Origin of the sequence: Chlorobium sp., assembly GCF_036528655.1 — a bacterium.
In the GTDB taxonomy this organism is placed as follows: domain Bacteria; phylum Bacteroidota; class Chlorobiia; order Chlorobiales; family Chlorobiaceae; genus Chlorobium.
The window spans coordinates 58981-71293 of the sequence record NZ_JAIGND010000025.1; the positions used below are offsets into that span (position 1 = coordinate 58981).

A 12313-nucleotide genomic window follows, 5' to 3' on the forward strand; every position below is an offset into this window, starting at 1 on the left:
CTAAATACAAACATGAACGCGCATGTAACCTACGACAACCTGCCCCAGGCTGTCATGAGCTTGCATGAAAAGCTCGATGTGATAGGGAGCAGAATTGAAAAACTGTCCAGGAAACAGATCTTCGGCACCGAAAACGACCCGCCTTTAGACGTAGACGAGGCTGCTAAACTCCTCAAAGTTACAAAGGCTGGCATCTACTCCAAGGTCAGCCGCAACGCCATCCCCTTTTACAAAATCGGCGGCAAGCTCTATTTCTCCCGTTCGGAACTGCTCGACGAGATTCAATCTGCACGTCATCCAACGCAGGAAAAGAAGAAAACGGATGAACCACCCGCAATGCTGCAGCAACTATTTCTTGATAAATCTTCTCCAGCATCACACCAATAACCAGAACCCCATACCCATGCTCCTCAGCATACCTACAGGTTTCCGTCATCAAACCCGGTACCGGTTTCATGAACCTGTACTGTTCTGAAGATGAAATCCGGCAACTGGATACCTATGTCGAAAGCCCTTTTGAGGGAACTGCCGACCGACCGTCCTTTCTCGAAGGTGGAAGCAGCGTTCTCCCTGCAGGTGGATTTCGACCAGGGCAATCCGGTTACCGTTGCCGGCTATGCGAAACGATGGAGTTGGACAAGGAAAAAGGTCATGAACTTTTTTGAAGAGATCGGGGTGTACATCGCCTATCCGGAAAATACCGCGAATAAACAGAATCAGAAGGGACAGATACGGATACAGATGCAGCGCAGAACCGGCACAGACAAGGAACAGATCAACTTCATCAATAACCGTGAGTTACCGTCGAAGAAAAACAGATACGGAACAGATCAGGAACAGAAACGGAACAGATCAGGGAACACTACTACAGATACTGGAATACCTGATACCTCTTTTTCAGGAAATCCCCCTGAAGTCCCCCTTTCCGGCAGTGCGCCCGTCGATTCCCCACCCACACAGCTCGTCAATCCCGGATTCAGTCCGGCTTTCATCGAAACCCACTGGAAGCGCTGGCTCAGGCTGAAAAAAGGTGGAAAGTACCGGAACGCCGAGGCGGAAAGCATCGCTCTCGAAACGCTCTTCAACCTCTCAGAGGGCAACGAAAGCGTTGCTGCCGATGGCCTGAAAACCGCTATCGCCGGTCATGGCCAGAGTTTCCTCTGGTGCTTCAGACCAAAGAACCATCAACCCCGTCAAACCCATGAAACCGACCAGCACCGTCAAAACCGCCCTCATGAAAGCGGCCAGCAGTTTGGTGCCGACAACCTCCGATGGCTCGAACTTCATGCTCGAACAGACTGCCCGGAAATTGGGCAGGAATTTCAATGAAGCCTGGTCACGCTCCATGGAGCTGGTCACCGAGGCAAACGAGACCGAGATCGAGCGGGCGATCAGAACCCTGCAGCTCATCAAGGGGAAAACGTATGCCAAGGCGCTCCTGAAGGAAAACGGCAGGGTCGTCAACGAAGTCGGTTTCGACATCGGCATCGGTCTCATGCTCCGCAAACACAACATCAGCAGAGCCGAACTTGATCGCTGGTACGATGGTGCTGAAAAGACGAAATTTGAAGGGCACATCTTCCAGCCACTGCCCGATAAAGCTGATGCCTGGAAGCTCTTCATGGATGTGCGAAACAAGCTGTTCCAGCTGAGAAGCGCGGCAGAAGACCTGTTCGAGATGCAGAAAAAGCGGCTATTGCCGACAAACACCCGACTCTCTCGTGAAGGGCTTGTCACATCGATGGAACTCGGCATGTGGCGGCTGCTCTCCAGAGATCAGAAACAGGAAACTTTCACGCTGCTCGACTGGGAGGAACTGCCCAAGGAGGCCCGTCTCGACTTTTTCCATTCCCTGCCAAAGGACGACAAATCGCGCATCTACACCTTATCCGATCCTCAAACACGTGAACAGGCAACCCGAGCGATGTTCTGCAAGCTCCTGAACAAACCTGAGTCCGGCAAATGCACCGCCCCGCCATCAATATCTCCTCTGCCTTCGAAGGTGCAACCTGATGCTGGCACGAGACAAACCGGAAAATCCCCCTGAGGAGTAAACATGCTGACAGACATACATGAACACAGGCAGCCATACAGGCCGGTTTCACGGCATCTGGCAGGTCTTGCAACCGGCACTGTCATATCAAAAAAAAGAACTCATCACGAGACAGCAACCTTTCACTCTTGCACAGAGTTGATATAGATGTTAACTTTTACCATGCGTTCAATCATTTTTTATACGACGCAATCGGGTCAGTGCCCGGTAAAGGAGTACCTGACCAGCCTCCCGGACAAGGAAAGACAGAAGGTTGCCTGGGTGCTGACGCTCATCAGGGATTTTCAGATGGTGCCGAAGGAGTACTTCAAGAAACTCCAGGGGACAGACGGCATCTGGGAGGTGCGCTCCTCGCATGGAGGCAATGCGGTCAGACTGTTGGGGTTCATGCATGACGGAAACCTTGTCGTGCTGACCAACGGCTTTTCCAAGAAATCACAAAAGACACCAGCGCAGGAGATCGCGCTGGCAGAACAGAGAAAAAAAGATTATGAGAAACGACACGAACAGGGATGAATTGCAGGCGTTCATCGACGAACAGAAAGCCATGAGCCCCGGTTTTGCCGAAGGCTATGAAGAAGGATACCGGAATTTCCGCATCGGCGTCATGCTCAAACAAGCCCGGCTCAACGCAGGCATGTCACAGGTCGAGGTCGCCGAGAAGCTGAAAACACACAAGTCGGCAATTTCCCGCATCGAGAACCATGCCGAAGATGTCAAGCTCTCCACCCTCGTCAACTACGCCGAAGCGCTTGGCAAGAAACTTGACCTCCTCATTCATTGAACGGCCAGGAACCTTGCATGAAGGCTCTTGGCCATTCTTCACCTCCCCCCGGCAGAAAAGCCCCCGACAAGGGGGCTCGCCGCTCAGAAACCAAATCGGGTGCACGTTCGTGCATTTTCCATCATCTCCCGCGTACTGAACGCCGTCTGGATCAGCCTGACCTGATGCCCGATACCGGTTCTCCCGACATGCTTTGAACAGATCTTCCGGAACTCGTCGGCAAACCCTACTGCGATCAAGCGCATCGCCTCCAGCTTTCCGGTCGAGGCCTCCACCAGAAACAGCGTGATCACATTTCCCTCAGACGCCAGCCACTCCCTCCGGAACTCCTCATCGAACATCGAAGCATCGAACGACATATCGATACTGAACCCCTCTCCGAAATCGAGCACCAGAAAAGGAATCCCCTTCTGCTCGAAAAGATACACCGTCAGCCTGCCGTTCATGAACAGCTCCTTCTCGCGTTTTTTGATATGCTTCAGCGACATCAATACATTGAAAAAGCTGTTTGTCACAATGGCCACATGCTGCTCCTGTCCGGTACAGTACTTTTCGATGGGAAACAAATTCCCAACATGATAGACATCCATGGTTCATCCAGTTACGCCCGGCACACTCCGGACTGGTTAACGGTAATTTAATCAATCATTCCCCGGGAGGACAGAGGCTTCCCGAGGACAGGCAAACTTTTTGCGCAAGGGAACCAAAGTGAGCTGCACAAACGAAGAGCGGAAGCGAACGCCCCTTGCGCAAAACAGGCAAACTGGCCTATCCTGCGCCGGAGCCCTCCGGGGATGAACGATCTCCCAGAGTCCGCAAAGCGGGTATGATCAGTACATTATTTCTTCTGAAGGTTCTGGTGATCCGTGATGAAACCAACCATACAGATGAGCAGGATTTTTCGGACAATCAATAGAATTGCAGCTGGCCTGAAACCAGCCACTCCCAGCGCAAGAATCATTTTCGGGATTGATTGGTCGAACATATCACTGTTAACTGGCCGATGCTGAATAATCCCTTGATAACTCTATCTTATACAAGGAAAAGGCTTGGATACCGGAGCATAACATTACCCGTATCAATGGAACACAGCCAAAAGGGAAAAAGAAACCCCGACACAATCAGCACAAAATACCATGCTTCTGATGCTGATGCATATGAACCGGGGTCTCATGACATGGTTCTGAAAAATCTTCTGGGTATTACATCCAGGGAAGAGATTGACCGGACCGAGATCAAAGGTTATGCGGATGCATTCGAGTACATGATAGCGCATACCGGCTCTGATCAGCAACTGACCGTCGCCGATATCAATACGTTACACAAGGTCTTTTTCGGGTCCATCTACGCATGGGCAGGAAAGCCAAGAACCGTCAATCTGACGAAAGATGGCTTCACCTTCCCCGCAGCGAAATTCCTGGATCAAACCCTGCAGTACTTCGAAAAAGAGATCCTGATGCCAAACACCCCTTGTCACGGTTCCAGAAATGAAGTCATCAGGAAAATAGCCACGGTACACCTCGAGCTGCTATTCATTCATCCATACAGAGAAGGTAACGGCCGAACAGCAAGACTTCTTGCCACACTCATGGCCTTACAGGCTGGATTCAACGGGTTCGACTGGGAAGTACTTGAAAGGAAGTTTGTGGACTATGTCAGATCTATTCAGAAATTAGACCTTGCGCTTATGGAGAGCCTTCTTGACGAGGCGCTTCTTGAGAGTTCGCATTCCGGCTGACTTTTCAACTCCGTACCGCTCGCCTAACACACGCTCTGCACAAGCAATCCCCTCGACTTTCGATGAAGAAATCACCTCACGAAAGAGGATAACCTCTCGCCCCGCTTTGGTTTTCAACACGACATGCGTTTCAGCCAATGATGATTTCATATCTGACAGATAATTATAGTTATGCTTCAATATACACTTCAACAAACAACACTACAAAAAGGAGCGGCAGGCGGGATCAGAAAAACAAAAACGAAAAAGCAATCAACCCCGGAACTGCAACAACAAAAAAGTGCTGAACCGAGCCGGCAGCCCGGAGCAGTTGAGCACCATAGCGCCAATGCGAAGCACAGGCATCCTCGAGCCCTGAACGGATGGTAGCGAAATGAATAACCGCTGGCGTGGTGTTTTGCTCTGCCGTTCATGCAAAACCCATGACCGCGGCAGAAGGGAGCACTTTCCGTTGAGGGCGAAGCCGACACGACATCATTGAAGATTGTCGCAACGCCTTATGACAAGACCCGCAGACAGAATGGCTCAAATAGCCTGATTGGCCCATTCCGTCTGCCATACCAAGAGTTATAGCAAATCTATGCGCCAGGCACCAGATTCAGCTTCCCAACGGCATCCGTCACATCCTCAGCCCAGATGAATATTCGATTATAGGGCTGCACCTTGAAATAGTCCTGGGGATAGAATATCTCACGAGTGGTCATATCCAGACAGAACCGGTCGATCCATGAATATTTCTCCGTACTCGATACCTTGGTTCCTTTGACCAGCTTGCTGGTGATTTCGTAAAGCTTGACGCACATCCGGAACTCATAGCCGGTCAGCGTCAGGGAGTCTGCCCATATACCCTTACCGCTTTCAAGCGCGTTCCTTCCGGCTTCCTGCAGAAGCAGCAGATCTGAATGCTTCGGCAAGCTCGGATAAATCGGAAAAGTTGCCGCCCAGCCCTCCATGACCATCAGCAGGTTGAAGGTTGCCCGCTCTACAGCCGACATGCTTTCCCGTTCAGCGGCCGTATAGTTCGGAGCCATGTAGGCCAGCAATCGGCCATACTGGTCGAATGGCTTTTCAGCCGAATGAAGATATACCGTGCGGTTCTTGCCTCCTTCGTGCAGCTTCCTCTCGACCAGTTCCTGAAAAGCCTTACTTGCTTTCTCTCCCTGCTCCATCTGCAGTGTTCCGGCCCTGCCACCTTCGAGCTTCGGCATCAGGAATCCGGCAAGATCATCATTGATCGGAGCTTTTCCCTGGCGAATCCATTCAGCCAGCTGCAATAGGGTTGTATCCTGTTTCGAAGGCTTTGTGTTTCCCGGATAATGAACTTCGGGGGTATCGATGCTCAGCATGCGTATCGACATCGACACATACGGGGTATCTCCATCCGTTGCCCGCAGGTACTTGTTCGTACCCAGACTGTCCAGCTGGAACCCCTTGGGATCCCAGAAAATAGCAACCTTAGCCATTCCTCGTCTCCTTGATTGTTTGAACAACCGTTAACGATCGACCTTATTTCTTTTTACCCGCCCTCTGAGAAAGTGTACTCCCTGCAGCTGATTTGGAAGCCTTGCTGCTTCGCCCGTCACTCAGCGTTTTTGATGCGGCAGAAGCCGCACTTGCGCTTGTTTGTTTTGCCGGCGCTTTAGTCTGGGATAGTGCGCTTGCAGCAGCAGTCTTCGATTTTACTCCAGTAGATCCACTGCTCTATGTCTTGGAAGCACTGCTTGCGGCTTTCGGCCCGGTTACCTTGCGAGTCATATTGTTTCTCCGTAATCTGTTATTCATCCAATGAAGTACATCACCACCACAAGAAATATACGCAAAGAATATTATCACAAACCAGAGCGATTGTAAAGCCCCGACACAGTCAATTAACGAACTGAACCTCTTCACCACCTGTCCTCACATCAACTGATTCAATCCCAACACGATACCGGAACTGCAACAAAAAAAGTGCTGAACTGAACCGGCAGACCGGAGCAGTTGAGCACCATATCGCCAATGCGAAGCACCGGCATCCTCGAGCCCTGAACGGATGGTAGCGGAATGAATGATCGCTGGCATGGCGTTTTGCGCTGCTGTTCCCGCAAAACCCATGACCGCGGCAGAAGGGAGCACTTTCCGTTGAGGGCGAAGCCGACAACACTACCAAGGAAAAGACATCATGCCCACATGACACCATGAGCACAAGCAGACATGACAGCATGAGGACAGGGCAACATGAAGCCGTGCATGCATATCGTCACCCCTCCCTGAACATGAAGAGCCCCGGATCAACCGGGGTCTTCGTTGTGATGGCCAAGGATGTAATCGGCCGCCCTCTGCGCTTTCGAGCCTGCGTGGACGATGTACTTCGGATCGGCTTTCAGTATCTTGAGCCATCCGGCAAGATAGGCCGCCGAACTCTGCAGCGTCTGCTTGCCGATGCCTGCGATGCCGCAAAGGAACGAGGAGGCCATCTCGGCCACCAACTCCTCCTCCGAGTATTCATGCGAGCCGAACCCCCAGTTTCTGGTCACGCCCTCGCGCTGCAAGCGTGACTGATGGCCGGTACTGTGTGCCAGCTCGTGGAAAAGGGTACTGTAGAACTCCTCGCTATTGACGAAGCTCTGCATGGCCGGTATCGTCACCTCGTCATGGGAGGGCGAGTAACTCGCCTTGTTCCCATCGAAGCGGATCACCCGCAGATTCGGCATGTTCCGGACGATCTCCTCAGCAGCACCAATCGGCGTGACTGCCTCGGCACCGGAGTCCGGCACCTCGATCCCCTCGACACCGGAAACCGGATACACCCGGTAATAACGAAGCATCGGAATCCTCTCGATCTCGCCGCTCTTCCGGTTCTCCCGTTCGAGGATCTTCCAGAACACGACCGGGAACCCCTTGCACCGGATCTTTCCACCCAGCGCTTCAGCCTGCTTCCGGGTGACGAAATACTCACTTCCTGCCGTGGAGAGCAGCAGAAGGTTGACACCCCGGTACTCCCTGCCGGATACCAGGTTTTTCGGCAAACCCGAATGCCATGGCTGACGCCATGGAACAACACCCTTTTCAAGCTGGGCGATGATCTGAGCGGTGATGATCTCATAGACAGAACTAGACATGACAGCCTCCATAGGATAGTGTTGATGCAATGCGAACGTGCACTACAGCAACAGGGCACCAGCGAGGACGGCAGGAGTGCATGACCTGAACGCCGGGCTGCCCATACAGGCTACCCGCCCCAGCGACAGCGGGTGGAGGAGCCACGGCAGCCTCAAGCCCATGAGAGAACCGCCAGGCCATTTTTCCGACAGGAAAAAAGGAAGAACCACTGACAACAGACCTTTGCCGCACTGGAGCGCTCATGACCCCGCAGCGGATCTTTCAGGTTGCTGTACGTGAAGCGGTATGACTTACGATAGACCCGCCGGCAGGCTGGCATAAATGGCCTGCCGGGTGGATTCTATCCGGTACACCGGGTATGATTGACAAAAGGGGTTCACAAGCGCGTGTTGTGCCCCGGAGCAAGAGGGTGATGCGGCAGAAGTGAAGCAGTTGCACGGCACCGGGCAGCGCTGAACGGAAGCCGCATGCCCTCTGGCGGAGGGTGTACAACAGACGCTTTCTTCCGGCTGACAGCGACGCCCGCCAGCCATCAACCCCAGCAAGGAGTTTCCCGCTTTTGCGGGATAGTCTTTGCTGGGGCGCAGATACAGCCAGGCGAAATAGACAACCATACCAAATAGCCCGTCACATCAAAAAGCCGATCTGAATGGCATCCCATGATGCTGTTCAGATCGGCTCTTCCGGCAGGGTGCTGATCAGATCGGGCATCCCGACCTGTTGAGCACCCTGTCCCTCCTTCAACCTCCTTTAGGCAATCTTGCTTGCATCAGCACACATGCAAGAAACCTCATGGATATCCTTCCCGCTCTCCAGACATTGAATAGCAAAACCCCGAAACTCCACCAGAAACCAGCAACCTCATCAGTCAACTATCGAGCATATAACAATACATACGGGAAAGGCCCGGCTTGGCCGGGCCGCGGGGTCGATCAAATCAGGGAGTGCTCCTTGAAACTGTAGTACCCGCCCTTGCTCCCGATGATGACATGATCGAGGATCTTCACATCGAGGATATTCCCCGCATTCACCAGAAGCGCCGTCACCTGCCTGTCCGCTGAACTCGGTTCAACATTGCCGGACGGATGATTGTGAGCCAGAATCAGGGCGTTTGCATTGGCAAGCAGTGCCCCCTTGAACACCTCCCTCGGATGCACCAGCGAAGCGTTCAGGGTTCCCTTGCTGATCATCTCCATCCCGACAATCTCGTTCTTGGTGTTCAGGTACACCGAATGGAACTCCTCGCCTGCCTTCTCATGCAGCCCGATAAACTGCATCAGCTCAGATACAGCCGCCGCACCATTGATGTGCCTGTTATCATACATGATCTCTGATTCCTTCACCAGCCGGATACCGTAACGTGGTATCATAATCTGCTGCTCTGCCTGGAATAGCGGAAGGGTCTCTGCGTGTCTCATAGCCGTAACCATTGAAGTTGCTGAAGTTTGCCTTTCAAATCATTCCCCGAGGGGACAGAGGCTTCCCCGAGGACAGGCAAACTTTTTGGGCAAGGGAGACAAGTGAGCTGCACAAACAAAGAGCGGAAGCGAACGGCCCTTGAGCAAAAAGGCAAACTGGCGTATCTTGGCCAGCCCCCTCCGGGGATGAGTGAATTCTCAATCCGCGAAGCGGGCATGACATCACATTATTTCTTTGGATGTTTCTTAACGAAGGGGGAACAGGAGGAACACATGTCCTCACCGACGAATCATACCGGCTCATCCGGGAAACAAAAACGTGCTGAACTGTTCCGGGCAAGCGGCACTATTGAGCACCATAGCGCCAAAGCCAAACCAAAGGCCACATAGAGTCCTGAAGAACCGTTGTTAGAGAAATGAATACGAGACGGCGTGGCGTTTTGCATGGCTGTTCCACTAAACCCATGACGGTTACAGAAGGTAGCCCCTACGGTTGAGAGCGAAGTTCTTGTTTATACTGGCATCACTCCTCGACATCAACGACACCGCAGTTATATGATGCCATAACTACATATATACAGGCCATCATGATGACAAGACAGCATAACTACATGCAATCATGCAAACACGACAAAACATAGACATGCAGACATGTAAAAAGCCCCGGATCAACCGAGGTGTTAGACGCTATGGAGCGCACATGACACCGCAAGTGTGAAAACTTTCAGGTTTTATCTACAGGTTAACCCTCCTGAAGAATCAAATAGACGGTTGAACGTCCGATCTTCATCTGCCGTGCAATATCCGTAACTCCGAGGCCTTGTTCACGCAGGGCAAACAGTGTGTCCCTGTCGATCGATCGTTTTCTTCCGATCACACCCCTTTTGCTTTCGCCTCCAGTCGGCCCTCGTTGGTTCTCTCGAGAATCCGCTGCCGTTCTGCCTGGGCGACGGCAGAGAGAATCGTCACCACCATCTTCCCCATCGTTCCTTCCGTACTGTTACCGTCATCGAGAAACCAGAGGGTGACACCTATACGATCAAATTCCTTGATCAGCTGGATCATGTCAGCCGTATCCTGGCCAACCTGTTCGATCTCGCCGGATGAAGCAGCATGGGTATATGCCGGCGATATGGATGTCAATGCTGAGCTTGTCAGAGCGGACTATGCCTGGCATTACAGGAAGTATTCGAAAAACGCCAGCCTGCAGAGGCTGGAGGACGAAGCCAAGATGGCAAGGAGAGGGTTGTGGGTGGATCCGAATCCCGTGCCACCATGGGAATACCTCAAAGGCAGACGGATTTCTGTGGCAATCCCAGGAAGCATAACCGGAGGCATTGTTTCATTGGCTCAGATCACGAATGCCGAGAACCCGCTGCCAGTTCAGGCTGTTTACCATGGCAATGTGAAAAGCCAGAAATTTCACAGGCCAAGCTGCAGTGTCTACGACTGTAAAAACTGTACGGCAGTATTCAGAAACCGTGAAGATGCGATCAATGCAGGTTATGAGCCATGTCGGATGTGCAATCCGTGAGGAAAAACTTCTCTTCTTATCCCAGATGGAGTGGCTATTGGTGCTGCAAACAGTGGCTATAAAGTGTTATAAAATATGCTTATAATATTAGCAATTTTACATAACTATTATTATACAACAAACAATAATAATAGATCCAAAGAGCCTCTTATGCCTCTGTTTCCAATTCCCCTCTCCTGAAATCAATGTAATCACTGAAGACTTCGAGTTAAGGGATCTGCCGGATCGTCGAGTAACTCGATTGGCAGGCGGCGACAGCCATCGGCAAGGCCGATCCAGCGCCAGGCCTCTTTCGATGCCGAAAGCAGTTTCAGCTCCGTTTCACTCCATGAAGCGGTTTCGTTATCCGGCAGGTTTGCCATCGTCATGAGGCACTGGCCGGAGTGGGCGTCCCACAGCTTCAGCGTTTTATCTTCAGAACCCGAAACGATACGCGTGCTGTCCGGGCTGAATGACGCAGCGTTGACCCCGCCGGAATGGCCGGTGAGCGTATAGAGGCAGGTACCGGAGTGCGCATCCCATAGCTTCAGCGTTTTATCGGCAGAACCGGAAACGATGCGCGTCCCGTCAGGGCTGAATGACGCAGCGCTGACCCAGCCGGAATGGCCGGTGAGTGTCTGGAGGCAGGTGCCGGAGTGCGCATCCCACAGCCTAAGCGTTTTATCGGCAGAACCTGAAACAATGCGTATTCCATCAGGGCTGAATGATGCAGCGATGACCCAGCCGGAATGGCCGGTGAGCGTCTGGAGGCAGATGCCTGAGTGCGCATCCCACAGCCTGAGCGTTTCATCGGCAGAACCTGAAACGATTTGCGTCCCGTCCGGGCTGAATGACGCAGCGCTGACCCAGTAGGAATGGCCGGTGAGCGTCTGGAGGCAGATGCCGGAGTGCGCATCCCACAGCCTAAGCGTTTCATCGTCAGAACCCGAAACGATTTGCGTCCCGTCCGGGCTGAATGACGCAGCGCTGACCCAGTCGGAATGGCCGGTGAGCGTCTGGAGGCAGATGCTGGAATACGCATCCCACAGCTTCAGGTTGTGATCGTCAGAACCGGATACGATGCGCGTGCCGTCCGGGCTGTATGACGCAACTCTGACCCGGCCGGAATGGCCGGTGAGCGTCTGGAGGCAGATGCCGGAGTGCGCATCCCACAGCTTCAGCGTTTTATCGTCAGAACCGGAAACAATGCGCGTCCCGTCAGGGCTGAATGACACTGCCCATACCCGGCCGGAATTGCCGGTGAGCGTCTGGAGGCAGATGCCGGAATACGCATTCCACAGCTTCAGCGTTTTATCGGCAGAACCGGAAACAATGCGCATCCCATCAGGGCTGAATGATGCAGCGCTGAGCCAGCCGGAATGGCCGGTGAGCGTCTGGAGGCAGATGCCGGAATACGCATCCCACAGCTTCAGCGTTTTATCGGCAGAACCTGAAACAATGCGTATCCCATCAGGGCTGAATGATGCAGCGATGACCCAGCCGGAATTGCCGGTGAGCGTCTGGAGGCAGATGCCGGAGTGCGCATCCCACAGCCTGAGCGTTTTATCGGCAGAACCGGAAACGATGCGCGTCCCGTCAGGGCTGAATGACGCAGCGCTGACCCAGCCGGAATGGCCGGTGAGTGTCTGGAGGCAGGTGCCGGAGTGCGCATCCCACAGCTTCAGCGTTTTATCGCCGGAACCGG

13 protein-coding genes and 1 pseudogene are annotated in these 12313 nt (G+C 53.0%); 8 read left to right on the top strand and 6 right to left on the bottom strand.

Going from position 1 to position 12313, the window contains the following annotated elements; genetic code table 11:
* Positions 1 to 12: 12 nt before the first annotated feature.
* The 4 genes from K4305_RS07320 (at position 13) to K4305_RS07335 (ending at position 2837) form a co-directional block, all read left to right on the top strand.
* Positions 13 to 387: a helix-turn-helix domain-containing protein gene (locus K4305_RS07320; protein WP_331561757.1), complete on the top strand. Its 375-nt coding sequence runs from the start codon at positions 13 to 15 to the stop codon at positions 385 to 387.
* Positions 388 to 1201: 814 nt separating this feature from the next.
* A complete protein-coding gene (locus K4305_RS07325) occupies positions 1202 to 2047 on the top strand; it encodes a hypothetical protein (protein ID WP_331561758.1) in 846 nt (281 codons plus the stop codon).
* Positions 2048 to 2215: 168 nt separating this feature from the next.
* The gene (locus K4305_RS07330; RefSeq protein WP_331561759.1) at positions 2216 to 2569 is read left to right on the top strand and encodes a type II toxin-antitoxin system RelE/ParE family toxin; all 354 of its coding nucleotides are present in this window, start codon (positions 2216 to 2218) and stop codon (positions 2567 to 2569) included.
* Entirely contained in the window at positions 2544 to 2837 is a 294-nt protein-coding gene (locus K4305_RS07335; RefSeq protein WP_331561760.1) for a helix-turn-helix domain-containing protein, read from the top strand. Before K4305_RS07330 ends, K4305_RS07335 begins: the two co-directional genes overlap by 26 nt.
* Positions 2838 to 2920: 83 nt before the next feature.
* Here the strand turns inward: K4305_RS07335 and K4305_RS07340 are convergent, their stop codons facing one another.
* Positions 2921 to 3427, bottom strand: coding sequence for a hypothetical protein (locus K4305_RS07340; RefSeq protein ID WP_331561761.1), 507 nt, complete (start codon positions 3425 to 3427; stop codon positions 2921 to 2923).
* Positions 3428 to 4014: 587 nt separating this feature from the next.
* Between K4305_RS07340 and K4305_RS07345 the strand changes: the two genes are divergently transcribed.
* Entirely contained in the window at positions 4015 to 4575 is a 561-nt protein-coding gene (locus K4305_RS07345; protein ID WP_331561762.1) for a Fic/DOC family protein, read from the top strand.
* 578 nt (positions 4576 to 5153) lie between these two features.
* Here the strand turns inward: K4305_RS07345 and K4305_RS07350 are convergent.
* Positions 5154 to 6038 carry a thermonuclease family protein gene (locus K4305_RS07350; RefSeq protein ID WP_331561763.1) on the bottom strand — a complete coding sequence of 295 codons (885 nt, stop codon included), beginning with the start codon at positions 6036 to 6038 and terminating at the stop codon, positions 5154 to 5156.
* A 92-nt stretch (positions 6039 to 6130) separates the two neighbouring features.
* Here K4305_RS07350 and K4305_RS07355 point away from each other — a divergent pair, with 92 nt between their 5' ends.
* On the top strand, positions 6131 to 6364 hold the full coding sequence (locus K4305_RS07355) for a hypothetical protein (RefSeq protein WP_331561764.1): 234 nt from the start codon (positions 6131 to 6133) through the stop codon (positions 6362 to 6364).
* A gap of 481 nt (positions 6365 to 6845) precedes the next feature.
* Here the strand turns inward: K4305_RS07355 and K4305_RS07360 are convergent, their stop codons facing one another.
* Positions 6846 to 7676, bottom strand: a complete 831-nt coding sequence (locus K4305_RS07360) for an ArdC family protein (RefSeq protein WP_331561765.1) — start codon at positions 7674 to 7676, stop codon at positions 6846 to 6848.
* Positions 7677 to 7713: 37 nt separating this feature from the next.
* On the opposite strand from K4305_RS07360, the gene K4305_RS07365 reads away from it, so the two are divergent.
* Positions 7714 to 7956 carry a hypothetical protein gene (locus tag K4305_RS07365; RefSeq protein WP_331561766.1) on the top strand — a complete coding sequence of 81 codons (243 nt, stop codon included), beginning with the start codon at positions 7714 to 7716 and terminating at the stop codon, positions 7954 to 7956.
* A gap of 653 nt (positions 7957 to 8609) precedes the next feature.
* Here the strand turns inward: K4305_RS07365 and K4305_RS07370 are convergent.
* Together K4305_RS07370 and K4305_RS07375 are read right to left on the bottom strand one after the other, a co-directional pair.
* Positions 8610 to 9095 (bottom strand): JAB domain-containing protein, encoded by a 486-nt coding sequence (locus K4305_RS07370; RefSeq protein WP_331561768.1) that lies wholly within the window; start codon positions 9093 to 9095, stop codon positions 8610 to 8612.
* A 742-nt stretch (positions 9096 to 9837) separates the two neighbouring features.
* A pseudogene (locus K4305_RS07375) lies at positions 9838 to 10178 on the bottom strand (recombinase family protein); the annotation flags it as partial.
* On the opposite strand from K4305_RS07375, the gene K4305_RS07380 reads away from it, so the two are divergent.
* The gene (locus tag K4305_RS07380) at positions 10159 to 10629 is read left to right on the top strand and encodes a thermonuclease family protein (protein ID WP_331561769.1); all 471 of its coding nucleotides are present in this window, start codon (positions 10159 to 10161) and stop codon (positions 10627 to 10629) included. The pseudogene K4305_RS07375 and the gene K4305_RS07380 sit on opposite strands and share 20 nt — an antisense overlap.
* 191 nt (positions 10630 to 10820) lie before the next feature.
* On the opposite strand, the gene K4305_RS07385 is transcribed toward K4305_RS07380, so the two are convergent.
* A partial coding sequence (locus K4305_RS07385) for a WD40 repeat domain-containing protein (RefSeq protein ID WP_331561770.1) occupies positions 10821 to 12313 on the bottom strand: 1493 nt, incomplete at its 5' end.

Coding starts and splice junctions, on each gene's coding strand:
- K4305_RS07320 (WP_331561757.1), top strand. CDS start 13: ATGAACGCGCATGTAACCTACGACAACCTGCCCCAGGCTGTCATGAGC.
- K4305_RS07325 (WP_331561758.1), top strand. CDS start 1,202: ATGAAACCGACCAGCACCGTCAAAACCGCCCTCATGAAAGCGGCCAGC.
- K4305_RS07330 (WP_331561759.1), top strand. CDS start 2,216: ATGCGTTCAATCATTTTTTATACGACGCAATCGGGTCAGTGCCCGGTA.
- K4305_RS07335 (WP_331561760.1), top strand. CDS start 2,544: ATGAGAAACGACACGAACAGGGATGAATTGCAGGCGTTCATCGACGAA.
- K4305_RS07340 (WP_331561761.1), bottom strand. CDS start 3,427: ATGGATGTCTATCATGTTGGGAATTTGTTTCCCATCGAAAAGTACTGT.
- K4305_RS07345 (WP_331561762.1), top strand. CDS start 4,015: ATGGTTCTGAAAAATCTTCTGGGTATTACATCCAGGGAAGAGATTGAC.
- K4305_RS07350 (WP_331561763.1), bottom strand. CDS start 6,038: ATGGCTAAGGTTGCTATTTTCTGGGATCCCAAGGGGTTCCAGCTGGAC.
- K4305_RS07360 (WP_331561765.1), bottom strand. CDS start 7,676: ATGTCTAGTTCTGTCTATGAGATCATCACCGCTCAGATCATCGCCCAG.
- K4305_RS07370 (WP_331561768.1), bottom strand. CDS start 9,095: ATGAGACACGCAGAGACCCTTCCGCTATTCCAGGCAGAGCAGCAGATT.
- K4305_RS07380 (WP_331561769.1), top strand. CDS start 10,159: ATGTCAGCCGTATCCTGGCCAACCTGTTCGATCTCGCCGGATGAAGCA.